Consider the following 23,923-nt stretch of genomic DNA (forward strand, 5'->3'; position numbering starts at 1 on the left):
GGACCACTGTGACGCAGACCATCGCCCCCCGCCGCGTCCGGACTCTGGTGCTGATGCTCCTGGCCGTGGCCTGCGCACTGCTCGCCGGAGCCGGCCCGGCCTCCGCGCACGCCGCGGTGACCGGCAGCGACCCCGGGCAGGGGGCGGTGGTCGACCGGGCCCCCGCCCGGATCTCGCTCACCTTCTCCGAGCAGGTCGCGATGTCCGACGACTCGCTGCGTGTGCTCGACCCCGAGGGCAAGCGCGTCGACACGGGCAAGCCGTCCAACGTCAGCGGCACGACGTACGCCGTGCGGCTGCACTCGGGGCTGCCCGACGGCACGTACACGGTGGCCTACCAGGTGGTGTCGGCCGACAGCCACCCCGTGTCCGGCGCCTACACGTTCTCCATCGGCGCCCCCTCCAAGACGTCCGTGTCGGTCTCCGGGCAGTCGACCGACGACGGGATCGTCGGCTGGCTGTACGGCATCGGGCGGTACGTGTCGTACGCCGGGTTCATCGTGATGGTCGGCGGCGCCGCCTTCGTCCTCGCCTGCTGGCCGCGCGGCTCCGGGGTGCGGCCGGTGCAGCGGTTCGTCGTCTCCGGGTGGGTCGCGCTCACTGCGGCGACCCTCGCCCTGCTGCTCCTGCGGGGTTCCTTCACGGGCTCCGGGAAGGTCGCCGACGTCTTCGACCTGTCCCTGCTCGGGCAGGTGCTGCAGACCAAGACCGGCGCGGCCCTGGTCTCACGGCTGCTGCTGCTCGCCGCGGCGGCGCTGTTCATCGCCGTGCTGTTCGGGGCCTACGCCCGCCCGTCTCCCACCACCACCCTGAACGACGGCGCCACTCGCGGACAGCCTGATCCAAGCGAGGAGGCCCGGGCGAAGCGGGACCTCACCTTCGGGCTCTCGATCGGCGGCGTCGTCGTGGCGGCCGGGCTCGCCGCGAGCTGGGCGATGTCCGAGCACGCCTCGGTCGGGCTCCAGGCGGGCATCGCCATGCCGGTCGACGTCCTCCACCTGCTGGCCGTCGCCGCCTGGCTGGGCGGACTGGCCACGCTCCTGGTCGCCCTGTACCGGGCGCCCGCCGGCACGCCCGTCGACGCGTCGGCCGTCCGCCGCTTCTCCCGTCTCGCGTTCGGCAGCGTGCTCGCCCTGATCGCGACCGGCACGTACCAGTCCTGGCGCCAGCTCGGCTCCTGGTCGGCCTTCACCGACACCCGCTACGGCCAGCTTCTCCTGGTCAAGATCGCCCTCGTCGTCGTCCTCGTCGGGGTCGCGTGGACCTCGCGACGGTGGACGGGGCGGTTGGCGGAGCCGGTGCCGGCGCCGACGGAGCGGGAGAAAGCGCGGGTGGGTGCGGGGGCTGATGCCTCGGGCGGCGCAGACGCCGATGCCGCTGACGACGGCCGGAGCGATCTCGACACGGACGCCCTTGCGGACGCCGACTGCGACTCCGGCATCAACGCCGGAGTCGGAGCCGGCGCCGACTCCGACTTCGACGAGCAGCCCGACTCCCAGCCCGCCGACGCCGAGCGCGCCGCCCAGCTCGCCCGGCAGCGGGCCGCTCGGGACTCCGCCCGGCAGAAGCGACTGCGCGACGCCGACCCGAACCGCCTCGGGCTGCGCCGCTCCGTGCTGGCCGAGGCCGGTATCGCCCTCGTCCTGCTCGCCGTCACCACCGTGCTGACGCAGACCGAGCCGGGACGCACCGAGCAGGAGGCCAAGGCGGCCACCTCGTCCTCCGCTGCCGCCTCCGCCGACGCGGGGACGTCCGGGGCGCTCACTCTGAACATGCCCTTCGACACCGGCGGCGCGGACGGCAAGGGCGTCGTCACGATCGATCTCGACCCCGCCCGGGCGGGTGACAACGAGATGCACGTCTACGTGGAGCGGCCCAACGGCCGGGCCTTCGACATCCCCGAGGTGAAGGTCGACTTCACCCTCAAAGCCAAGGACATCGGGCCCCTGCCCGTCGTCCCGGACCACATCGCTACCGGACACTGGTCGGCGAACGGAGTGCAGATCCCCATGGCCGGCGACTGGCAGGTCGACGTGACCGTGCGGACCTCCGACATCGACGAGGTGACCGTCACCAAGAACGCGCAGATCGGCTGAACCACCATGGCTGACCAGTCCATTCCGAAGGCCCGCACCCCCGGCACCCTCCCGGGGGAGAGCGCGGCGACCGCCGCCGGAGAAGGCATCTCACGACGGCGGCTGCTCGGCACCGCCGGTGCCACCGGGCTCGTGCTCGGCACGGCGGGCGCCGCCGTGGGCTACGCCGCCTCCCCCTCCGAGGCCACCGCTCCGCTCACCTCGCTCGGCACCGGCCGAGCGACGTTTCACGGGAAACATCAGCCGGGTATCACCGACGGCCTCCAGGCCCGCGGCCATCTCGTCGCCTTCGACCTGGCCGCGGGCGCGGGCCGCAAGGAAGCCGCCGCCCTGCTCCGCCGCTGGTCGGAGACGGCCCGTCGGCTGATGGCGGGCCAGCCGAGCGCCCATGACGACACCGACGTGGCCCGCGACGCCGGGCCCTCCTCGCTGACGATCACCTTCGGCTTCGGCCACAGCTTCTTCGCCAGAACAGGACTGGAGAAGCAGCGTCCGGTCGCCCTCGATCCGCTGCCCGAGTTCTCCTCCGACCACCTCGACAAGAACCGCAGCGGCGGCGACCTGTGGGTGCAGATCGGCGCCAACGACGCCCTGGTCGCCTTCCACGCCCTGCGCGCGATCCAGAAGGACGCGGGCCGGGCGGCCAAGGTGCGCTGGCAGATGAACGGCTTCAACCGCTCGCCCGGCGCCACCGCCCACCCCATGACGGCCCGCAACCTGATGGGCCAGATCGACGGCACCCGGAACCCGAAGCCGAGCGAGCCCGACTTCGACCAGCGCATCTTCGTCCCCGAAAAGGGTGAACCCGCCTGGATGGCGAACGGCTCCTACGCCGTGGTCCGCCGGATCCGCATGCTCCTCGACGACTGGGAGAAGCTCTCCGTCACGGCGCAGGAGGACGTCATCGGGCGCCGCAAGTCCGACGGCGCGGCGCTGTCCGGGGGCACCGAGACGACCGCGATGGATTTGGAGAAGACGGACGCCAAGGGCAACCTCGTCGTCCCGATCAACGCCCACGCCCGGATCACCCGGCCCGACCAGAACGGCGGCGCCGCGATGCTCCGCCGCCCGTTCTCCTTCCACGACGGCATCGACCCCGACGGGGTACCCGACGCTGGTCTGCTCTTCATCTGCTGGCAGGCCGATCCGCTGCGGGGCTTCGTGCCGGTGCAGCGCAAGCTGGACCGGGGCGACGCCCTGTCGCAGTTCATCCGGCACGAGTCGAGCGGGTTGTTCGCGGTGCCGGGCGGGGCCGCAGAGGGCGAGTACGTGGGGCAGAAGTTGCTGGAGGGGTGAGGGGTCATCCCCGTGTGGGCTTGTGGGGGTCGGCGCTTCCGCGAGCCCATTAGGGTGAGGTCATGCCAGCGAGCTATGCGTATCTCGGCCCCGAGGGCACCTTCACCGAAGTCGCCCTGCGCACGCTTCCCGAGGCCGCCACCCGGGAGCTCATCCCGTACGTGTCCGTGCAGTCCGCACTGGACGCGGTACGCGCCGGCGATGCCGAGGCCGCGTTCGTGCCGATCGAGAACTCCGTCGAGGGCGGCATCACCACCACCCTCGACGAACTGGTCGCCGGCGCCCCGCTGATGATCTACCGCGAGGTACTGCTGTCCATCACCTTCGCGCTGCTCGTCCGCCCGGGCACGAAGCTGTCGGACATCAAGACCGTCTCCGCGCACCCGGCCGCCCAGCCACAGGTGCGCAACTGGCTGAAGAAGCACCTCCCCGACGCGCACTGGGAGTCGGCCGCCTCGAACGCGGACGCCGCCCGGCTGGTCCAGGAGGGTCAGTACGACGCCGCTTTCGCCGGCGAGTTCGCGGCCGCCCGCTACGGCCTCGAGCCCCTGGAGACCGGGATCCACGACGCCGAGAACGCCCAGACGCGGTTCGTGCTGGTCGGCCGGCCTGCCCGGCCCGCAGCGCCGACCGGCGCGGACAAGACCTCCGTCGTGTTGTGGCAGCGAGACGACCACCCCGGCGGCCTGCGCGACCTGCTGGGTGAGTTCGCCACCCGCGGGATCAACCTGATGCTGCTCCAGTCCCGGCCCACCGGCGCGGGCATCGGCAACTACTGCTTCTGCATCGACGCCGAAGGCCATATCTCCGACCGCCGGGTGGCCGAAGCGCTGATGGGCCTGAAGCGGATCTGCCTCCAGGTGCGTTACCTCGGCTCCTATCCGCGTGCCGACCTGCAGCCGGGCGAGGTCCAGCCGCCGCGGCTGGGAACGTCGGACGACGAGTTCGTGGCAGCGGCGGACTGGGTGGCGCGGTGCCAGGACGGCCGGTTCTAGGCCGTCCCAGGTCGCCTCAAGGTCGCCTCCAAACCGTCTGCAGACCGTCTCCAGGACCTCTCCCGGCTGGTCCTACCTGCTGATTTTCGTTGTCCACAGGAGTTATCCACAGGTCAGCTTCTCGACCTGGGGACAAGTCGACAACGAACCACGGTTCAGTCGACAAGTCGCCTCCAGGGCCCTGATGCGTCCATCGACGGGCAGGTCACCGTTCGTCCACTGTTTTCCCTTGCGTAACTCTTCAGGGTGACCCATTTCCACTCGAAAGTGAGAGTAGGGCGGGTTTATACCGGGAATTCTGAGGGGTGACCGGACCTTCCGGAGTGATCAATTCCGAAATCCACAGATCTCCCCCACAGCCTGTGGATAACTTTTCGGTGGCCGGACTTCCTGTGGACAACCGGGCCCCAAGTCGCCTTTACCGCAAGGGATTCAGGTCAAGGCGGCACCCTGTGACTGCCCCGTATCGGGGAGACGCGCGATACCCATTGACACCGTGCGCAATTCGCCCATAGCGGTACGTAAGGCGCGGTCGGAATAGTCAGTCGTGGGCTGTCATCCCACACCGGTAGCCTTGAGCACGTGATTGACCTTCGCCTGCTCCGTGAGGACCCCAACCGTGTGCGCGCGTCGCAGCGCGCCCGTGGAGAGGACGTCGCGCTCGTCGACTCCCTCCTGTCTGCCGACGAGCGGCGCAGGTCGTCCGGCGTCCGCTTCGACGAGCTGCGCGCCGAGCAGAAGGCGCTCGGCAAGCTCATCCCCAAGGCGAGCGGGGACGAGAAGGCCGAACTGCTGGAGAAGGCGGGCCGGCTGGCCGCCGACGTCAAGGCAGCCGACGCGGACCGCGAGGCGGCAGCCGCCGAGACCCAGGAGCTGCTCCTCCGCCTCGGCAACCTCGTCCACCCGGAGGTGCCGGTCGGCGGCGAGGAGGACTTCGTCACGCTGGAGACGCACGGCACGATCCGGGACTTCGCCGCCGAGGGCTTCGAGCCCAAGGACCACCTGGCGCTCGGCCAGACCCTCGGCGCGATCGACGTCGAGCGGGGCGCCAAGGTCTCCGGCTCACGCTTCTACTTCCTGACGGGCGTGGGCGCCCTGCTGGAACTCGCCCTGGTGAACGCCGCGATGGCCCAGGCCACCGCGGCCGGCTTCACCCCCATGCTGACCCCGGCCCTGGTCCGCCCCCAGTCCATGGCGGGCACGGGCTTCCTCGGCCAGGCCGCCCAGGACGTCTACCACCTCGCCGACGACGACCTCTACCTGGTCGGCACCTCCGAGGTGGCGCTCGCGGCGTACCACATGGACGAGATCCTCGACGCCGACCGCCTCCCCCTGCGCTACGCGGGCTTCTCCCCCTGCTTCCGCCGCGAGGCCGGCTCGCACGGCAAGGACACCCGGGGCATCTTCCGCGTGCACCAGTTCGACAAGGTCGAGATGTTCTCCTACGTCGCTCCCGAGGACTCGCAGGCCGAGCACCAGCGCCTGCTGGAGTGGGAGAAGCAGTGGCTGACCTCGCTGGAGCTGCCGTACCGCGTGATCGACGTGGCGAGTGCCGACCTGGGCGCCTCGGCCTCCCGCAAGTTCGACTGCGAGGCGTGGATCCCGACCCAGGGCAAGTACCGCGAGCTGACCTCGACCTCGGACTGCACCGAGTTCCAGTCCCGCCGGCTGTCCATCCGGGTCCGTGAGGGCAAGCAGGTCCGCCCGCTGGCCACGCTCAACGGCACGCTGTGCGCCGTACCGCGCACGATCGTGGCGATCCTGGAGAACCACCAGCAGGCCGACGGCTCGGTGCGCGTGCCCGAGGTGCTGCGCCCGTACCTCGGCGGCCGGGAGGTCCTGGAGCCGGTGGCCAAGTGAAGGACACGGCCGCCCCGGGCGGCTTTCCGTACCGGCTCGTCGCCACGGACCTCGACGGGACGCTGCTGCGTTCCGACGACTCGGTGTCCGAGCGCACCCGTGACGTGCTCGCCGCGGCCACCGCGGCGGGCGCCGCGCACATCGTCGTCACCGGCCGCGCGGTCCCCTGGACCCGGCACATCCTCGACGACCTGGGTTACCGAGGGCTCGCCGTCTGCGGACAGGGCGCGCAGGTCTACGACGCCGGGGCGCACCGCCTGCTGACGTCGGTGACGCTGGACCGGCAGCTGGCGGGGGTGGCGCTGGCCAAGATCGAGGCGGAGGTCGGCCCGCTGTACGTGGCGGCGAGCCGCGACGGCCTGGAGGGCGAGGTGCTGGTCGGCCCGGGCTACGCCGTGCAGGGCAGGCTCCCCGCCACGCCGTTCACTGACGCCTCGGATCTGTGGAGTGCGCCCCTGAACAAGCTGTACATCCAGCACCCGACGCTGTCGGACGACGAGCTGTGCGAGGTGGCCACGCGCACCGCCGGCGGTTTCGTCACCGTCGTCATGGCGGGCGAGGGCATCGTCGAACTTCTCCCCCTGGGCCTGTCCAAGGCGACGGGGCTGTCGCTGGCGGCCCGTCGGCTCAAGGTGAAGGCGGCCGAGACGATCGCCTTCGGCGACATGCCCAACGACCTGCCGATGTTCGCCTGGGCCTCCTACGGCGTCGCCATGGCGGATGCCCACGAGGAACTGAAGGCGGTGGCCGACGAGGTGACCTCCTCCAACGACGAGGACGGCATCGCGGTGGTGCTGGAGCGGTTGCTGGGCTGAATCCCCGTCACCCAGGGGCTCGGTGGTGCCGGCGGAGGATGCACGGATCGAACGTGCGCGGGCTTCCAGCCCGACCATGGCTCAGCAAGCCAGTGCCTTACCGCTCGGCCAATCCTCCGGGGGTGGGCGGCCCACGCGATGTGCGATTCGCGTGCTCGAAGCGGCCGCCCCGGGCAGCTCCCCTTACGGAACGGGCTCCACGGAGGGGTAGTGACTACTCCGGAACCCGCCGCGGGCTGCCCTGAAAGGAGCTGGACTACTGTCGTGCATGGACATCGTCCCGCTCCTCCCCGGCTCGTGCTGCCGGACATCCATGAGCCCGGCAGCGACGACAACTACTCTGCCTGCCGGGCGAATCGGACGCCACTGAATAAATCGGCGGTGGGTTCAAACCGGCGGGCGGTCAACGCCTGCGCCACCTGCGCCGGCGTGCCTTGCTGAAGAACCAGCCCGCGGGCGGCTCGTCGGAGCGCCAGGGCTGGGGCTCCGGCTCCTCGCGGCTCCACCGCGCGGCGAGCATCCGTGCCCGGGCGGACGGCTCGGAGGTCCCGGCGGAGCGTATGAAGTCCTCGTCCAGGGCGATACCGTCGAGGTCGTCCCAGGCGCCGTCACCGGCCCCGGATCCGGACTGTCCCCGGTCGTCGTACTGAGCCTTCTCGCCCGCCATCCCGACCTCCCAGCCGTCCAACTCCCGTGCGATTCCCTACGTCCCGTTCGCCCAGTGTGCCCGGACAGAGGTGAAGCCTCCGTCAAGGCCGGGGCACGTCACTCCTCGCCGGCGAGGGTGAGCGAGCGCAGCTTCTGCCCGGCGAACCAGGTGGCCAGCACCGTGACGGCCACCAGCAGCACCGTCGCCGTGGTCAGGCCCACGTCGGAGGAGACCAGGTCCCCGCCGGACACCTTCTGGGCCACGGCCAGCGACCACTGCTGGACGCTCAGCGTGCGGGCGCCCGGCACCAGGGAGCCGAACAGGGCCTCCCAGACCAGCGCGTAGACGAGTCCGAACACCACCGCGTGCCGGGAGACCGTGCCGAGCAGCAGGAACAGGGCCGCGTAGGCGATGGACGCGACCAGCGCCGCCACCGTGTAGGCGACCGCGACCTGCTGGCCGTTGCCGTTCAGGATGAACCCGGCGATGAGGGTCGGCACCGCGGAGAACACCATGGTCACCGCGATGGCGACGATCAGCTTGGTGAAGATGATCGTCGGCCGCTTGATCGGCTTCGACAGCAGGTACACCACCGAGCCGTCGTCGATCTCCGGGCCGATAGCGCCGGTTCCTGCGATGACGCCGATGATCGGCACCATCGTGGCGAGGGCGAGGCCGCCCAGCAGGTCCGCCGCCGTCTGGTCATCCGCCCCGGCGAGGAAGCGCACCACCACCGAGATGACGATGAGCAGCAGCGGCAGGGCTCCGAGGATGAGGGCCCGGCGCCGGCCGAGCAGGGCCCGGTAAGTGAGCCGGGCGACTGTGGGGTCGTACATCAGGGCCTCCTACGCCGCGACCAGGTACGAGAAGACGGACTCGAGGGACTCGTCGGACGGCGAGACCGTGAGCAGCCGGATGCCGTGGTCCCTGGCGACCCTCGGCAGCAGGGCCGTGAAGCGGCCGAAGTCGACGGCCTGGATGCGCAGCGCGCCCTCGGCGTGGTCCACCTCGATGCCGGACGTCGACGGGTCGGCGATCAGTGCGGCCGCGAGGGCGCGGTCGTCACTGGAACGCACCAGGTAGCGGTGCGGCCGGTCGGTCATCAGGCGACGGATCTTGCGGAAGTCACCGCTGGCCGCGTGCCGGCCGGCGACGACGACCTCGATGTGCCAGGCGAGTTGCTCGACCTCTTCGAGGATGTGGGACGAGAACAGCACCGTGCGGCCCTCGTCACCCATGCGCCGCAGCAGGTCCATCAGCTGCATGCGCTGGCGCGGGTCCATACCGTTGAAGGGCTCGTCGAGCAGCAGCAGCGAGGGATCGTGGACGAGGGCGCTCGCCATCTTCACGCGCTGGCGCATGCCCTTGGAGTACGTCTGGATCTTGCGGTCCTGCGCGTACTCCATCTCGACCGTGGCCAGCGCCTTCTGGGCCGCCTTGGCGCCCAGGCCGTGCAGCTCGGCGTTGGCGAGGACGAACTCCTTGCCGGTGAGGAAGTCGTACATCGCCTCGCGCTCGGGGACGACGCCGATGTGCCGGTAGATCTGCTCGTTGCGCCAGACCGGCTGCCCGTCGAGGGTGACCGTGCCGTTGGAGGGGGCCAGGAAGCCGCCCATCATGTTGATGAGGGTGGACTTTCCGGCGCCGTTGGGGCCGAGCAGGCCCGTGACGCCGGGGCCGACGGTCATGGTGATGTCGTTGACGGCGACCACATTGCCGAACCAGCGGGAGACGTGGTCGATGGAGAGCGTGGTCACAATCCCACCTTCTTGTAGCGGCGCATCAGGAGGCCGTAGGTCGCCGCGATCAAGCCCAGGGCGACGAGGACGAAGACGACGCCCTCGGCGCTGCTCGGGCCCACCCCGCCGGGGAAGGCGGAGGTCGCGCCCAGGAACGCGGACTGCACGCCGTCGATGATCGTGATCGGTGAGAACAGTCCGATCCACGGCACGGCGTCGCTGCTGCCCTGGGCATCGGCGATGGCCTGGAGGGTGGAGACGGCGCCGTAGGTGATGGTCAGGACGGCGATCACGGCCGCGATGCCGAAGCCGCGGCGCGGGGTGAAGGACGCGATGACCAGGCCGATGCCGGCGAAGAGCAGTGAGAGCAGTGCCACGGACACGAGTCCCTGTGCGAATCCCTTGGTCTGGTCGGCGAAGTCGAGCTTGGCCAGCAGGGCGCCGACGTAGAGCACGAGCAGGGGAGCGGCCGTGAGGATGAACAGGGCCGAGGCCAGCGCCGCGAACTTGGCACGGACGTAGTCGGTGGTCTCGATCGGCCGCGAGAAGTACAGGGGCACGGTCTTGAAGCGCAGGTCGCGCGAGACGGACTGGGGTGCCTGCGACGCGACGTACAGGCTGATGACCGCCTGCATGACGATCGCGTAGCGCGTGTAGTCCAGAGGCAGGGCGTTGGCCTTGGTGGCGACCGCGACGGCGACCATGATGGCCGCCGGCACGCACATCACCACGAACAGCAGCATCGGCAGCACCTTGGACTTCACCGAGCGGCCGAGGCCGTAGGAGCCGCGCAGGGACTGCGAGTACAGCGAGCGGCGGGCGTAGGCGCGGCCGAGGCGCGGGCCGTCGTAGTTGCGGTAGCCGATGTTGTGGATGCGGGTCTGGTCACCCGGTGCCGGGACGGATGTCCCCGTGGAGTGCTCAACCGCCATGGCCGACCGCCTCCTTCCGCTGCTCGCGCTCGTCGCTGCTCGTGAAGACCTCGGAGATGTGGTGCCGGCGCTGCTCCATGCGCACCAGGCCGAGTCCGAGGTCCGCGATCACGTCCCGGACCAGGTCGTAGGTCTCCTCGCCCTGCGCGGTGAGCAGCAGGACATGGCCGGCGCCCGGCAGGCCGCTGCCGTCCTCGACGGTCACTCCGCGCGCGTGAAGCGCCTCACGGACCGCGCGAGTGCCGTCCGGGTGCTCGTCGGTGTCGGTGACCTCGATCGCGAGTGTCGTGGTGGTCTGCGTGAAGTCCGTGGTGGAGCTGGACCGCAGGAGCTTGCCGCCGTCGACGACGACGACGTGGTCGCAGGTACGCTCCAGTTCGCCCAGCAGGTGAGAGGTGACCAGGACCGAGATGCCGAAGTCCGTGTGAATCCGGCGGATCAGCCCGAGCATCTCGTCGCGGCCGACCGGGTCGAGGCCGTTGGTCGGCTCGTCCAGGAAGACCAGGCGCGGGTCGTGCACCAGGGCCTGCGCGAGCTTCACGCGCTGCTTCATGCCGGTGGAGTAGCCGCCGATGGGACGGTAGCGCTCCTCGTACAGGCCGACGTGCCGCAGCGTGTCGGCGGTGCGCTCGCGCGCGGCCGTGGGCGGCAGGCCGGACATGCGCGCCATGTGGACGACGAACTCGGTGGCCGAGACGTCCGGCGGCAGGCAGTCGTGCTCGGGCATGTAGCCGACCCGCTCGCGGATGGCGGCGCCTTCGGTGGCGACGTCGAGGCCGAGCACTTCGGCGCGGCCCTCGGTGGCGGGGGACAGACCCAGCAGGATCTTGATCAGTGTGGACTTGCCGGCCCCGTTGGCTCCGACGAGTCCGGTCACACCGGGCCCGACGTCCACGGAGAGCCGGTCAAGCGCGGTCACCCGGGGGAACCGCTTGCTCAGGCTTTCGGTCGCGATCACAGTCACGCTTCGACGGTAGGGGCCGTACGCGTGGCGGTCGTCACTCCGCAGAGCTGTCTTCGGGTCAGCCTGGAGTATTAGGGGCCCTTAGGGGACCTGGTTCTTGAGAGTTACCACGACCGGGAGCCTCCTATTGACGCGCTCTCTGACAACTGCCAGATTCGCCGGATGACGTTGCTCACGGGCGCGCGGGAGCGCAGGGTGCGGGCCGGCGGAGTCGAGCTGTGCGTGGCCGAGCTGGGGGAGCCGGGACAACCCACGGTCGTCCTGGTACACGGCTACCCCGACAGCAAGGAGGTGTGGTCCGATGTCGCCGCGCGGCTCGCCGGTCACTTCCACGTGGTGGCGTACGACGTCCGCGGCCACGGCCGGTCGACGGCGCCGCGGCCGCTGCGGGGCGGGTTCGCGCTGGAGAAGCTGACGGACGACTTCCTGGCCGTCGCGGACGCGGTGAGCCCGGGCCGGCCCGTGCATCTGGTCGGGCACGACTGGGGCTCGGTGCAGGCCTGGGAGTTCGCCACGGTCCAGCGCACCGAGGGCCGTGTCGCCTCCTTCACCTCGCTGTCCGGGCCGTCCCTGGACCATTTCGGCCACTGGATCAACGAGCGCGTGAAGCGGCCCACCCCGCGCCGGGTCGGCCAGCTCCTCGGGCAGGGCGCCAGGTCCTGGTACGTGTACCTGCTGCACACTCCCGTGCTGCCCGAGCTGGCCTGGCGCGGCCCGCTCGGCAAGCGCTGGCCCCAGGTCCTGGAGCGCGTCGAGAAGGTGCCCCGGGGCGACTACCCGACCGCGTCCCTGCCCTCGGACGCGGCCCGCGGGGCCTGGCTGTACCGCGACAACCTCCGGCCGCGGCTGCGCGCGCCGCGCCCCGACGCGTACGCCCACGTGCCCGTGCAGGTGGTGATTCCCCTGGAGGACCGGTTCCTCTCGGAACGGCTCCACGACGATCTGGAGCACTGGGTTCCGCAGCTGACCCGCAGGACCGTCCGGGCGGGGCACTGGATCCCGCGTACCCGTCCGGATCAGCTCGCCTCGTGGATCGAGGAGTTCGTGACGTCCGTCGAGGCCGGGCGGTCCCCGGCGGCGGCGGGCGGGGAGCACGCCGAGCGGTTCTCAGGGCAGCTCGTGCTGGTCACCGGAGCGGGCAGCGGTATCGGGAGGGCGACGGCGCTCGCGTTCGCCGAGGCGGGTGCGCGTGTGGTGGCCGTCGACCGGAACGCGGAGGCGGCGGTCCGTACGGCCGAGTCCGCACGTCTGGTCGGCGCTCCGAAGGCCTGGGCGGAGACGGTCGACGTCTCCGACGAGCAGGCCATGGAGAAGCTCTCCGAGAAGGTCGGCACCGAGTACGGCGTGGTGGACGTCCTCGTGAACAACGCCGGGATCGGCCTGTCCGGTTCCTTCTTCGACACCACGCCGGAGGACTGGAAGAAGGTCCTCGACGTCAACCTGTGGGGTGTCATCCACGGCTGCCGCCTCTTCGGCCGGCGGATGGCCGAGCGCGGGCAGGGCGGCCACATCGTCAACGTGGCGTCGGCCGCGGCGTACCAGCCCTCCCGGGCGCTGCCCGCGTACAGCACCTCCAAGGCGGCCGTACTGATGCTCAGCGAGTGCCTGCGGGCGGAGCTCGCCGGGCTGGGGATCGGCGTGACGGCGGTATGCCCCGGCTTCGTCAACACCGCCATCACGTCCACGGCGCACTTCGCCGGGGTCGATGCCCAGGAGGAGAGGCGGCTCCAGAAGCGCACCGCCCGCCTGTACGGGCTGCGCGACTACCCGCCGGAGAAGGTCGCCCGCGCGATCCTGCGGGCGGTGGCGCGTGACGAGGCGGAGGTCCCGGTGACGCCGGAGGCCCGGGGCGCGCGGGTGCTGTCGCGGTGGGCGCCAGGGCTGTTGCGGAGGATCGCGCGGGTGAAGCCGCCGGTGTGAGCGCCCAGGGGGTGGCGCTCCCCAAGATCCCTTCTGGGAGAGCCAGTTGTCCACAGAATCGCCAATTTCCCTGTGGATAACATCACTTGGCTGTGGATCAAACCTCGGGCATGAAACTCGATCGCGTGATTCACCTCTCTCCCGCACCCTGAGGGGATGGACGAAAGACGCACCGTGAAGGTGTCGAAGTACCTCTCGAAGCACCTGCGCCACGAGCCGGAACGCGTCGGGCTCACCCTGGACGAGGCCGGCTGGGTGGAGATCGACACCCTGATCGCCGCGGCCGCCGCACACGGTTTCCGGTTCACCCGCGAGGAACTGGACCAGGTCGTCGCCACCAACGACAAGCGGCGCTTCGCCGTCGAAGGCACCCGCATCCGCGCCAGCCAGGGCCACAGCGCCGAGGTCGACCTCGGGCTGCCGCCGGCGATCCCGCCCGCGCACCTCTACCACGGCACCATCGCCCACAGCCTGGACGCGATCCGGGCAGAGGGACTCCGGCCGATGAACCGGCACGCCGTGCATCTCTCACCCGACCGCGAGACGGCGACCCGTGTCGGGGCCCGCCGCGGCCGGCCGGTCGTGCTGGGCGTGGACGCCGGCGCCATGCACCGCGACGGCTTTGTCTTCCACGTGAGCGAGAACGGGGTGTGGCTGACGGAGGCCGTGCCACCGCGGTATCTGCGCGTCCCCGGGCCTCACTGACCTGCCGCGTACGGTAGGCGACGCGCGTGACCGTTTCACGTGAAACACCGGTGGCCAGCAGGGCTCCCGGGTCGGACGCTCAGAGTGCAAGAACCCCTTAGGCTCGGTGCCATGAGTCTGCGACTGAGCACTGTGATCCTTCCGTACCGCCGCTGGAACGAAGGCGGGCGTTCGGCCTGGACGCGTGCCGAGCAGCTCGGCTTCCACACCGCGTACACCTACGACCACCTGTCCTGGCGCGCCTTCCGGGACGGCCCGTGGTTCGGCGCCGTGCCGACCCTCACCGCCGCGGCGGCCGTCACCGAACGGATCCGGCTGGGCACCCTGGTGACCTCGCCGAACTTCCGGCATCCGGTGACCCTGGCCAAGGAACTGATCTCCCTCGACGACATCTCCGGCGGGCGGGTCACGCTGGGCATCGGCGCGGGCGGCTCCGGCTTCGACGCCACCGCGCTCGGCCAGGAGCCCTGGACCCCGCGTGAGCGCGCGGACCGCTTCGCCGAGTTCGTCCCGCTGCTCGACCGGCTGCTCAGCGAGGACGCGGTGTCGTACGAGGGCGACTTCTACTCGGCCCACGAGGCGCGGAACATCCCCGGCTGTGTGCAGCGTCCCCGGCTGCCGTTCGCGGTGGCCGCGACCGGGCCGCGCGGCCTGCGGCTCGCCGCCCGGTACGGACAGGCGTGGGTGACCACCGGCGACCCCAAGCTGTTCGAGAACGGCACTCCTGAACAGTCGGTTCAGGCCCTGCGCGGACAGGCGGAGAAGCTGGCCGACATCTGCGCCGAGGTCGGCCGGGACATGGCCGGCCTCGACCGGGTTCTGCTCACCGGATTCACCCCGGACCGCAGCGGCCCGTTGCAGTCCCTGGCCGCCTTCGTCGACTTCGCCGGCCGGCACGCGGAGCTCGGCTTCACAGAGCTCGTGATCCACTGGCCGATCCCGGAGTCGCAGTTCGCGGCCGAGGAGAAGGTCTTCGAGAAGATCGCGATGGAGGCGCCTGCGCAGTTGCGCTGAGCGGCTTCGCGGGGGGCCCTGGTGAGGAGCCTCTGGCAGCAGCTCCCGGTGAGAACTCCTGGTGGGGCCGTACCCACTCACGTGTGCGGAGTCTCGCACGTCCGTGCAGGCATATGCGGAACAATGGGCGGGTGACTTCAGCGACCCGACAGCCCGAGACCGCGGCCGAGACCGTCCCGCCGCGGCTTATCGCCACCGACCTCGACGGCACCCTGCTGCGCGACGACAAGTCGGTCTCCCCGCGTACGGTCGCCGCGCTGGCCGCCGCCGAGGAGGCAGGCATCGAGGTCTTCTTCGTCACCGGCCGCCCGGCCCGCTGGATGGACGTCGTCAGCCAGCATGTGCACGGCCACGGCCTGGCGATCTGCGGCAACGGCGCCGCCGTGGTCGACCTGCACGGCGGTCCCGGCGCCCACCGGTTCGTGAAGGTGCGCGAGCTGGCGCGGGAGAACGCCCTGGACGCCGTACGGTCGCTGCGCGAGGCGGCGCCGGGCACGGTGTACGCCGTGGAGCAGACGTACGGCTTCTACCAGGAGCCGGCGTACCCCAAGCTGCACATGGAGATTCCGGACAGTCTCGCCCCGGCCGAGGAGCTGCTGTCCCCCAGTCACCGGGCCGCCGCCGAGCCGGTGCTCAAGATCCTCGCCTACCACCCCGAGATCGACCCCGACGCCTTCCTGACCCTGGCCCGGCTCGCCATCGGCGAACGCGCCAACGTCACCCGCTCCAGCCCCAGCGCCCTGCTCGAGATCAGCGGCCCGGAGGTGTCCAAAGCCAGCACGCTCGCCCTGTGCTGCGCCGAGCGCGGTATCTCCCACGAGGAGGTCGTCGCCTTCGGCGACATGCCGAACGACGTGGAGATGCTGACCTGGGCCGGCCGGTCCTACGCGATGGGCAACGCCCACCCGGACGTGATCGCCGCGGCCTCGGGACAGACGGTCGCGAACAACGAGGACGGTGTGGCGGTCGTGATCGAGCGGCTGCTGGCCGAGCGGCAGTAGCGGCCGGTCCCCTCGGTCAGAGCGACACCCCCCGCGCCTGCAGCCACGACACCGGGTTCACCGCCGAGCCCATCTCCGGCGTGACCCGCGTCTCGAAGTGCAGGTGCGGTCCGGTGGAGTTGCCGGTGCTGCCCGACTGGCCGATCCACTGGCCGGGACCGACGTGTTCTCCCTGGTCGACCGCGACGGACGCGAGATGCGCGTACTGCGTGTAGTAACCGCCCGCGTGCCTGAGCACGATCTCGATGCCGAAGGCGCCGCCGCAGGACACCTTCACCACCCGGCCCGCGCCCACGGCCCGCACGGGCGTGCCGATCGGCACCGCGAAGTCCTGCCCGGTATGCCGGTTCGACCACCGCGCACCGCCACTGCCGTAGGACGCGGACAGCTCGTACGTCTCCACGGGCGCGACCCAGGCACCGGTGAACCCCGCCTCCGGCTGGTCGAGCCGGACGGCCCCGCGGCAGGCCCCGGCGGCGACCGCGGCGTCCGCCTGCCCCTGGAGCTGCGAACGGGCCGTTTCCAGCTTCTGCTCGATGTCCGCCTTCAGAGCGGCGAGTTGGGTGTTCCGCTTCTCCAGCGCCTGCCACTGAGCCGCGGCCTCGGCCTCGGCCGCCGCGAGCCGGGCCTCGGCGCGGCGGTTCTTGGCGATGGCGTTGTTCACGGCGAGGTCCGCCTGGGAGAAGGCGCGCTGACCTCGCATCAGGTCGTCGGGGCTGTCGGCGAGGATCATCTGCGCGGCCACCGGCAGTCCCCCGCTGGTGCGGTACTGGGCCCGGGCGATCCGGCCCAGGTCCTCGTGCAGCGCGGCGATGTGCCTCCGCTGGGCGTCCAGGCGTTCCTCCGCCTCCCGCGCCCTCACCCGTTGCCCCTCGGCCTCCGCACGCCCCGCCTCGTACTGCTGCGTCGCCACCGCGGCCTCCTCGTACAGCCGCGCCACCTCGGCGCTGAGGCCCGTGTCCACACCCCCGGTGATGCCGCTCCCGGGCGCCTTGTCCGCCACGGTGGGCCGGGCCGCGAGGACCGCCAGTGCGCACAGCAGAACCGGAACGAGCAGCCGATGGCGGCGAAATGAGCTCATGCCAGCGATCGTCCCCCGGCCCTGCCGACCCGGCCCTGTTCACGTCATGCGCCCGGGGGAACGACTGCCCCTAACGGCTCAGTGCACCTCGCACAGCAGTGCCCCCGACGGTTCGGTGCAGCGCCGAGCGCGCGTGGGATGCCCCCGACGACTCGCGGCACGCCGCGCGGGCCGGACGCCCCCGCCGCCCTGAGCGCGCCAAGCGGGCCGGATGCCCTGGCGACTCGGTCGGTGCCGATCGAACCGCTATCGCGCTTCCGCCAGCGACTCCGACGCCGCCTCCCGTTCCGCCATCTCCCGCAACGGCCCTTCCAGCACGACCAGCTCCGCGTACGGCCCGCGCTGCACCACACGTCCCTGGTCCAGCACGATCACCTCGTCCACGGCCTCGAGGCCCGCCAGCCGGTGCGTGATGAGCAGCGTCGTACGGCCCTCGGTCGCGGCCAGCAGATCGGCGGTGAGCCCGTCGGCGGTAGGCAGGTCGAGGTGCTCGGCGGGCTCGTCGAGCACCAGGACGGGGAAGTCGGCGAGCAGGGCCCGCGCCAGCGCCAGTCGCTGCCGCTGGCCCCCGGACAGCCGCGCCCCGTGTTCACCGACGAGGGTGTCGAGCCCGTCGGGCAGAGTGCCGGCCCAGTCCAGCAGCCGGGCCCGGCCGAGCGCGGCGCGCAGGTCGTCCTCAGAGGCGTCCTTCCTCGCGAGCAGCAGGTTCTCGCGCAGCGAGCTGTCGAAGAGGTGCGCGTCCTGCGCACACAGCCCGACGAGCCTCCGCACGTCGTCACCGGGCAGCGCGTAGGCGTCCACACCGGCCAGCGTGTAGGTGCCCGCCTGGGCGTCGAGGAACCGCAGCAGCACCTGCGCCAGGGTGGTCTTGCCGGAGCCGGAGGGGCCGACCACGGCGATCCGGCGGCCCTCCTCGAGGGTCAGGTCGAGCCCGGCGAGCGCGTCCCGGTCCTGCCCGGCGTGCCGGGCGGTCAACCCTCCGACGACTATCGGGAACGGCGAGGCGGGCGCCTGCCGGGGCCGCTCCGGCTCGCGCACGGGCTCCGGGGCGTCCAGCACCTCGTACACCCGCTCGGCGCTGCGGCGGACCCGCTGCCGGTACTGCACCGCGAGCGGTAGCACGAGCACGGCCTCGAAGGCGGCCAGCGGGGTGAGGACGACGACGGCCATGGTCACACCGTCCAGCCGCCCGCCGACGACCGCCTGCGCACCGACCAGGGCGGCGGCCGTGACGGTCAAGCCGGAGATCAGCGCGGTGAGCCCGTCGCCGAGTGCCGTGGCGGTGGCGGCGCGCGAGGCGATCCGGGTGAGCGCCCCGTCGGCTTCGCGTGTCTGGGCGGTCCGCGCGGACAGGGCGCCGGCGACGGTCAGCTCCGCGGTGCCGGTGAGCAGGTCGGTCACCCGTGTGGCGAGCTCACCGCGGGCGGGGGCAAGCCGGTGCTCGGCCCGCCGGGCGACGGCTCCGGTGACCAGTGGCACGCCCACGCCCGCGGCGAGCAGCCCGGCCGCGAGCACCGCCCCGGCCTCGGGCAGCAGCCACGCCGTGAAGCCGACGGACGCGGCCGACACGACGAGTGCCGCCCCGGCCGGCAGCAGCCACCGCAGCCAGTAGTCCTGCAGCTCGTCCACATCAGCGACCAACCGGGAGAGCAGATCACCCCGGCGGGTCCGGCGCAGCCCGGCAGGTGCCAGCCGCTCCAGCCTGCGGAACACCGCGACCCTGGTGTCGGCCAGCATCCGCAGCACGGCGTCGTGTGACACCAGCCGCTCGGCGTACCGGAACACGGCCCGCCCGATGCCGAAGGCCCGCGTCGCCGTCACGGCCATCATCAGATACAGCACGGGCGGCTGCTGCGAGGCCCGCGAGATGAGCCACCCGGAGGTGGCCATGAGCCCTACGGCACTCCCCAGCGCGAGACTCCCGAGCAACAGCGCGAGTCCCAGCCGCCCGCGCCGGGGGCCGGACATGGCACGGACCCGTGTGAGGACACCGCCGGAAGCGGGCTGTTCGAGAGAGGCTGCCAAGGCGAGTGGCTCGGCCACGACCGCAGGCGTCCCGGACCGCTGGCCGGCGGGGTGCGCCGCGGCCACGGCAGCGGTCTCGGGCTCCCCCAGCCGCACCACCCGATCCGCCACCCCCAGCAGCGCCGGCCGGTGCACCACCAGCAGCACCGTCCGACCGGCGGCCAGCCGCCGCACCGCCGCCACGACGCCGGCCTCGGTGGCCCCGTCCAACGCCGCCGTCGGCTCGTCGAGCAGCAGAACGGGCCGGTCCGCGAGGAACGCCCGGGCCAGTGCGAGCCGCTGCAGCTGACCGGCGGACAGCCCGGACCCGTCCTCGCCGAGCACGGTGTCGATGCCCTCAGACAGCGCGTCCACGAACTCCAGCGCCCCGGCGTCGCCGAGCGCCCGCCGTACGGCGTCGTCGTCCGCGTCCGGCCGCGCCAGCCGCACGTTCTCGGCGATCGTCCCGGCGTACAGATGCGGCCGTTGCGGCACCCACGCGATCCGGGACCGCCACTGCTCAAGGTCGGCATCCGCGAGGTCGGCTCCCCCGACCCGTACACGCCCCTCGGTCGGCCGCACGAACCCGAGCAGGACGCCGAGCAGCGTCGACTTGCCCGCACCGCTCGGTCCGACCAGCGCGACCGTCTCCCCGGGCTCGACGGTGAAGGACACATCCGAGACGGCGTCCGCGGACCGCCCCGGGTACCGGACGGTCACGCCCTCGAAGGACAGGGCCCCTTCCGGCACGGCCCCGGAACCGGTCGCCGGAACGGGCGTCTCCAGGACCTCGAAGATCTCCTCGGCCGCGGCGAGCCCCTCAGCCGCCGCGTGGTACTGCGCCCCGACCTGCCTCAACGGCAGATACGCCTCCGGCGCCAGGATCAGGATGACGAGACCGATGTAGAGGTCCATCTCGCCGTGGACGAGCCGCATGCCGATCGTCACGGCGACCAGTGCCACCGAGATCGTCGCGAGCAGCTCCAGTGCGAAGGAGGAGATGAAGGCGATCCGCAGCGTCCGCATGGTCGCCAGCCGGTACTCGCCGGTGATCCGCCGGATCGACTCGGCCTGTGCCTTGGCCCGCCCGAACACCTTCAGCGTCGGCAGTCCCGCGACCACGTCCAGGAAATGCCCGGACAGTCGCGACAGCAGCCGCCACTGACGGTCCATCCGGGACTGCGTGGCCCAGCCGATCAGCACCATGAAGACCGGGATGAGCGGCAGGGTGCCCACGATGATTGCCGCGGAGACCCAGTCCTCGGTGACGATCCGCGCCAGCACCGCCACCGGCACGACCACCGCGAGACCCAGCTGCGGCAGATACCGCGAGAAGTAGTCGTCGAGGGCGTCGACACCCCGGGTGGCCAGGGCGACCAGGGACCCTGTCCGCTGCCCGCTCAGCCAGCCCGGCCCCAGCTGAGCGGAGCGCTCCAGCAGCCGCCCGCGCAGCTCGGACTTCACCGCCGCGCTCGCCCGGTGCGCGGCGAGTTCGGTGAGCCAGCCGACCAGCGCCCGCCCGACCGCGACGACGGCCAGCAGCAGTAGGGGAGTGGCCAGTTCTGACACCGCCATGCGGTGCTGGAACGCGCCGACCACGACTTCGGCGATGAGCATCGCCTGCACGATGACCAGCACCGCCCCGACAGCGCCCAGGGCAACGACCGCCACCAGGAAGACCCGGGTGGCGCGGGCGTACCGGAGCAGACGCGGATCGATTGGTTTCACGTGAAACACACCTCAGTGCACGGGGTCGGCGATGTGCTGCGTGCCGATCCGCTTGCGGAACACCCAGTAGGTCCAGCCCTGGTAGAGCATTACGACCGGAGCGGCGATCGCCGCGCACCACGTCATGATCTTCAGCGTGTACGGGCTGGACGAGGCGTTGGTGACCGTCAGGCTCCAGTCCGGGTTCAGCGTCGACGGCATGACGTTCGGGAACAACGTCAGGAAGAGCATCGCCACGGTGGCCACGATGGTGAGCCCCGACAGGGCGAACGCCCAGCCCTCACGCCCCGCCCCTGCCGCGACCAGCGCCAGGACGAGCGCCGCGACGGCGACGACCACCGCGGCGAGCGACGTCCCGTCACCCCGGTCGGCCTGCGTCCACAGCAGGAAGGCGAGCGCCAGCAAGGCGGTCACCAGCCCGACGCGCAGTGCCATCTTCCGAGCCCGTTCCCGGATCTCCCCGACGGTCTTGAGCCCGACGAACACCGTCCCGTGGAAGGTGAACAGCGCCAGTGTGACCAGACCACCCAGCAACGCGTACGGGTTGAACAGGTCCAGGACGCCGCCGGCGTAGTTGAGGTCCTGGTCGATCTTCACGCCCCGCACGATGTTGCCGAAGGCCACACCCCACAGGAACGCGGGGAGGAGCGAGGTCCAGAAGATCGCCGTCTCCCAGTTGCGCTGCCAGTTGTCCTCGGGCCGCTTGGCGCGGTACTCGAAGGCCACACCCCGGACGATCAGGCAGACCAGGATGGCCAGCAGCGGCAGGTAGAAGCCGGAGAAGAGCGTGGCGTACCACTCGGGGAAGGCGGCGAAGGTCGCACCTGCCGCCGAGAGCAGCCACACCTCGTTGCCGTCCCAGACGGGTCCGATGGTGTTGATCAGCACCCGCTTCTCGGGCCGGTTGCGGGCGAGCAGCTTCGTGAGTACTCCGACTCCGAAGTCGAAACCCTCCAGGAAGAAGTAGCCGGTCCAGAGAAGGGCGATCAGAACGAACCAGACGTCGTGCAGTTCCATGACTGTGCAGCTCCCTCGGCCTAGTACGAGAAGGCCATCGGCTTGTCGGCGTCACGGGAGTCGCCGCCGATCTTCGTGGGCGGGTTGAGGTCGGCCTCGGTGAGTTCGGGCGGGCCCGCCTTGACGTACTTGACCAGCAGCTTGACCTCGACCACGGCGAGGATCGCGTACAGCGTGGTGAAGACGATCATCGAGGTGATGATCTCGCCCTGGGAGACACCGGGGGAGACCGCGTCGCGCGTCTGGAACAGACCGTAGACGACCCACGGCTGGCGGCCCATCTCGGTGAAGATCCAGCCCCAGGAGCTGGCGATCAGCGGGAAGCCCAGGGTCAGGATCGCGATGCGCCAGTACCACTTGGTCAACGTCGGGCCGAGCGCCTTCTTCGGCAGCAGCACGAGATGCGGGACCTCGTCGTCGCCCACCCGCAGATGCTGTGGCAGCAGGAACTTCTTGCGGGTCAGCCACAGTCCGGCCGCACCGATGGCGAAGGACGTCATGCCGAAGCCGATCATCCACCGGAAGCCCCAGTAGGCGACGGGGATGTTGGGCCGGTAGTCGCCGGGGCCGTACTTCGCCTGCTCGGCCTTGTTGACGTCGTTGATGCCCGGCACGAACGAGGAGAAGTCGTCCTTGGCGAGGAAGGACAGCAGACCCGGGATCTCGATGGCGACCCTGTTGTGCCCCTTGTCGACATCGCCGACGGCGAAGACGGAGAAGGGCGCCGGCTTCTCGCCGTCCCACAGCGCCTCGGCCGCGGCCATCTTCATCGGCTGCTGCTGGAACATGATCTTGCCGAGGACGTCGCCGCTGATCGCGGTGAGCAGACCGCCGACGACGACGGTGACCAGGCCCAGCCGCAGCGAGGTCTTCATGACGGGGATGTGCTTCTTGCGGACCAGGTGGAAGGCGGCGATACCGACCATGAAGGCGCCGCCGGTCAGGAACGCGGCGGTGAGCGTGTGGAAGACCTGGGCGAGTGCGGTGTTCTGGGTCAGCACCAGCCAGAAGTCGGTGAGCTCGGCCCGCCCCTTGGCCCCGTTGATCCGGTAACCGACCGGGTGCTGCATCCAGGAGTTGGCCGCGAGGATGAAGTACGCCGACAGAATCGTGCCGATCGAGACCATCCATATACAGGCCAGGTGGATCTTCTTCGGCAGCTTGTCCCAGCCGAAGATCCACAGACCGATGAAGGTCGACTCGAAGAAGAAGGCGATCAGCGCCTCGAAGGCCAGCGGCGCGCCGAAGACGTCACCGACGAAGCGCGAGTAGTCGGACCAGTTCATGCCGAACTGGAACTCCTGCACGATGCCGGTGACCACCCCCATCGCGATGTTGATCAGGAAGAGCTTGCCCCAGAACTTGGTCGCCCGGAGGTACTTCTCCTTCTCGGTCCGCACCCAGGCGGTCTGCAGACCGGCCGTGAGGGCGGCCAGCGAGATCGTCAGGGGGACGAACAGAAAGTGGTAGACGGTGGTGATGCCGAACTGCCATCGCGCCAGGGTCTCCGGCGCCAAAGCCAGGTCCACGTCGCCGCTCCTTACATACGCTTGTGAAAGCGTTCACATTCACAAGCCATTATGCAGCACGCACTTTCGAGCCATGGAGGGGGCCCCTCAGACGGCAGACCCCTCGGCGCGGACTCCAACGTTTGTTGAACCAACGGCATGCGTCAGCGGCATGCAGACGCCAGCACCTGTCCAGATACGAATCCCCTGGCCGGCAGGTCACCTACCGTGCCCCGACGGCACCTGACCACGCAGGCGCTCGCCAAGGCGCTGCCCCTTGCCTCCACCGCCAGGACCTACGGAGAGGTGTTCTTCGACACAGGGGTGTTCTTCGACACAGGGGTGTCGGTTTCACGTGAAACCGGCGCTCGGCAGGTCGCCGAGCCGGGCACGGTCGCCGTCCGGATGGACGGCGGTGCCTCGCTCTCCCCTACGGACCGACGCCCATCCCACAAGCGGCGAGTGCCGCCTCGCGAGCCCGTGCACCATTCTGGGCCGCGTCGACGGCGGCCCCCGCCTGCTCACGACTGTGCGGGACGGCGACCCCATACGCGTGGAGCCGGTCGACGACCAGCGCCGACCGGCGCACCTCACGGCCC

The 23,923-nt window shown here is 70.9% G+C and carries 18 protein-coding genes, 1 tRNA gene and 1 pseudogene; 10 read left to right on the forward strand and 10 right to left on the reverse strand.

What is annotated here, in order from left to right; translation table 11 throughout:
- Window positions 1-8: 8 nt before the first annotated feature.
- From ACWD1U_RS07495 to ACWD1U_RS07515, 5 genes are all read left to right on the forward strand, one after another.
- A complete protein-coding gene (locus tag ACWD1U_RS07495) occupies window positions 9-2,096 on the forward strand; it encodes a copper resistance protein CopC (RefSeq protein WP_451105293.1) in 2,088 nt (695 codons plus the stop codon).
- Window positions 2,097-2,102: 6 nt separating this feature from the next.
- Complete coding sequence (gene efeB / locus ACWD1U_RS07500) at window positions 2,103-3,392, forward strand: iron uptake transporter deferrochelatase/peroxidase subunit (protein ID WP_451105295.1); 1,290 nt, start codon at window positions 2,103-2,105, stop codon at window positions 3,390-3,392.
- A 62-nt stretch (window positions 3,393-3,454) separates the two neighbouring features.
- Window positions 3,455-4,387, forward strand: coding sequence for a prephenate dehydratase (pheA, locus tag ACWD1U_RS07505; protein WP_451105296.1), 933 nt, complete (start codon window positions 3,455-3,457; stop codon window positions 4,385-4,387).
- Window positions 4,388-4,969: 582 nt separating this feature from the next.
- Entirely contained in the window at window positions 4,970-6,247 is a 1,278-nt protein-coding gene (serS, locus tag ACWD1U_RS07510) for a serine--tRNA ligase (RefSeq protein ID WP_451105298.1), read from the forward strand.
- Window positions 6,244-7,062, forward strand: coding sequence for an HAD family hydrolase (locus ACWD1U_RS07515; RefSeq protein WP_451105299.1), 819 nt, complete (start codon window positions 6,244-6,246; stop codon window positions 7,060-7,062). The genes serS and ACWD1U_RS07515 overlap by 4 nt, the downstream gene beginning before the upstream one ends.
- A 32-nt stretch (window positions 7,063-7,094) precedes the next feature.
- Here the strand turns inward: ACWD1U_RS07515 and ACWD1U_RS07520 are convergent.
- From ACWD1U_RS07520 to ACWD1U_RS07545, 6 genes are all read right to left on the reverse strand, one after another.
- A tRNA-Ser gene (locus tag ACWD1U_RS07520) sits at window positions 7,095-7,180 on the reverse strand.
- Window positions 7,181-7,465: 285 nt separating this feature from the next.
- Window positions 7,466-7,729 (reverse strand): SGM_3592 family protein, encoded by a 264-nt coding sequence (locus ACWD1U_RS07525; protein ID WP_451105301.1) that lies wholly within the window; start codon window positions 7,727-7,729, stop codon window positions 7,466-7,468.
- 98 nt (window positions 7,730-7,827) lie between these two features.
- Window positions 7,828-8,547 carry an ABC transporter permease subunit gene (locus tag ACWD1U_RS07530; protein WP_451105303.1) on the reverse strand — a complete coding sequence of 240 codons (720 nt, stop codon included), beginning with the start codon at window positions 8,545-8,547 and terminating at the stop codon, window positions 7,828-7,830.
- A gap of 9 nt (window positions 8,548-8,556) precedes the next feature.
- On the reverse strand, window positions 8,557-9,468 hold the full coding sequence (locus ACWD1U_RS07535; protein WP_451105305.1) for an ABC transporter ATP-binding protein: 912 nt from the start codon (window positions 9,466-9,468) through the stop codon (window positions 8,557-8,559).
- On the reverse strand, window positions 9,465-10,382 hold the full coding sequence (locus tag ACWD1U_RS07540; protein ID WP_451105307.1) for an ABC transporter permease: 918 nt from the start codon (window positions 10,380-10,382) through the stop codon (window positions 9,465-9,467). Before ACWD1U_RS07540 ends, ACWD1U_RS07535 begins: the two co-directional genes overlap by 4 nt.
- Window positions 10,372-11,340, reverse strand: coding sequence for an ABC transporter ATP-binding protein (locus tag ACWD1U_RS07545; protein WP_451105778.1), 969 nt, complete (start codon window positions 11,338-11,340; stop codon window positions 10,372-10,374). Before ACWD1U_RS07545 ends, ACWD1U_RS07540 begins: the two co-directional genes overlap by 11 nt.
- Window positions 11,341-11,508: 168 nt before the next feature.
- Between ACWD1U_RS07545 and ACWD1U_RS07550 the strand changes: the two genes are divergently transcribed.
- From ACWD1U_RS07550 to ACWD1U_RS07565, 4 genes are all read left to right on the forward strand, one after another.
- Window positions 11,509-13,266: an SDR family oxidoreductase gene (locus ACWD1U_RS07550; protein ID WP_451105309.1), complete on the forward strand. Its 1,758-nt coding sequence runs from the start codon at window positions 11,509-11,511 to the stop codon at window positions 13,264-13,266.
- A gap of 156 nt (window positions 13,267-13,422) precedes the next feature.
- Window positions 13,423-13,971 carry an RNA 2'-phosphotransferase gene (locus ACWD1U_RS07555; RefSeq protein ID WP_451105311.1) on the forward strand — a complete coding sequence of 183 codons (549 nt, stop codon included), beginning with the start codon at window positions 13,423-13,425 and terminating at the stop codon, window positions 13,969-13,971.
- A 111-nt stretch (window positions 13,972-14,082) separates the two neighbouring features.
- Window positions 14,083-14,985 carry an LLM class flavin-dependent oxidoreductase gene (locus ACWD1U_RS07560; RefSeq protein ID WP_451105313.1) on the forward strand — a complete coding sequence of 301 codons (903 nt, stop codon included), beginning with the start codon at window positions 14,083-14,085 and terminating at the stop codon, window positions 14,983-14,985.
- Between the two features lie 113 nt (window positions 14,986-15,098).
- Window positions 15,099-15,986: a Cof-type HAD-IIB family hydrolase gene (locus tag ACWD1U_RS07565; RefSeq protein WP_451105315.1), complete on the forward strand. Its 888-nt coding sequence runs from the start codon at window positions 15,099-15,101 to the stop codon at window positions 15,984-15,986.
- 16 nt (window positions 15,987-16,002) lie between these two features.
- On the opposite strand, the gene ACWD1U_RS07570 is transcribed toward ACWD1U_RS07565, so the two are convergent.
- From ACWD1U_RS07570 to ACWD1U_RS07585, 4 genes are all read right to left on the reverse strand, one after another.
- Complete coding sequence (locus tag ACWD1U_RS07570) at window positions 16,003-17,067, reverse strand: peptidoglycan DD-metalloendopeptidase family protein (protein WP_451105317.1); 1,065 nt, start codon at window positions 17,065-17,067, stop codon at window positions 16,003-16,005.
- Between the two features lie 246 nt (window positions 17,068-17,313).
- A complete protein-coding gene (gene cydD / locus ACWD1U_RS07575; protein ID WP_451105319.1) occupies window positions 17,314-20,799 on the reverse strand; it encodes a thiol reductant ABC exporter subunit CydD in 3,486 nt (1,161 codons plus the stop codon).
- 12 nt (window positions 20,800-20,811) lie between these two features.
- Entirely contained in the window at window positions 20,812-21,816 is a 1,005-nt protein-coding gene (gene cydB / locus ACWD1U_RS07580) for a cytochrome d ubiquinol oxidase subunit II (protein ID WP_451105320.1), read from the reverse strand.
- 20 nt (window positions 21,817-21,836) lie between these two features.
- Window positions 21,837-23,345 carry a cytochrome ubiquinol oxidase subunit I gene (locus tag ACWD1U_RS07585; protein WP_451105321.1) on the reverse strand — a complete coding sequence of 503 codons (1,509 nt, stop codon included), beginning with the start codon at window positions 23,343-23,345 and terminating at the stop codon, window positions 21,837-21,839.
- 151 nt (window positions 23,346-23,496) lie between these two features.
- On the opposite strand from ACWD1U_RS07585, the pseudogene ACWD1U_RS07590 reads away from it, so the two are divergent.
- A pseudogene (locus ACWD1U_RS07590) lies at window positions 23,497-23,892 on the forward strand (cyclophilin-like family protein); the annotation flags it as partial.
- Window positions 23,893-23,923 lie beyond the last annotated feature (31 nt).

Source organism: Streptomyces sp. NPDC002788, from assembly GCF_053592115.1.

Bases quoted from the DNA above. Each gene is read 5' to 3' on its own strand.
- efeB (WP_451105295.1), top strand. From the start codon at position 2,103: ATGGCTGACCAGTCCATTCCGAAGGCCCGCACCCCCGGCACCCTCCCG.
- pheA (WP_451105296.1), top strand. From the start codon at position 3,455: ATGCCAGCGAGCTATGCGTATCTCGGCCCCGAGGGCACCTTCACCGAA.
- ACWD1U_RS07525 (WP_451105301.1), bottom strand. From the start codon at position 7,729: ATGGCGGGCGAGAAGGCTCAGTACGACGACCGGGGACAGTCCGGATCC.
- ACWD1U_RS07530 (WP_451105303.1), bottom strand. From the start codon at position 8,547: ATGTACGACCCCACAGTCGCCCGGCTCACTTACCGGGCCCTGCTCGGC.
- ACWD1U_RS07540 (WP_451105307.1), bottom strand. From the start codon at position 10,382: ATGGCGGTTGAGCACTCCACGGGGACATCCGTCCCGGCACCGGGTGAC.
- ACWD1U_RS07550 (WP_451105309.1), top strand. From the start codon at position 11,509: ATGACGTTGCTCACGGGCGCGCGGGAGCGCAGGGTGCGGGCCGGCGGA.
- ACWD1U_RS07555 (WP_451105311.1), top strand. From the start codon at position 13,423: ATGGACGAAAGACGCACCGTGAAGGTGTCGAAGTACCTCTCGAAGCAC.
- ACWD1U_RS07560 (WP_451105313.1), top strand. From the start codon at position 14,083: ATGAGTCTGCGACTGAGCACTGTGATCCTTCCGTACCGCCGCTGGAAC.
- ACWD1U_RS07565 (WP_451105315.1), top strand. From the start codon at position 15,099: ATGCGGAACAATGGGCGGGTGACTTCAGCGACCCGACAGCCCGAGACC.
- ACWD1U_RS07570 (WP_451105317.1), bottom strand. From the start codon at position 17,067: ATGAGCTCATTTCGCCGCCATCGGCTGCTCGTTCCGGTTCTGCTGTGC.
- cydB (WP_451105320.1), bottom strand. From the start codon at position 21,816: ATGGAACTGCACGACGTCTGGTTCGTTCTGATCGCCCTTCTCTGGACC.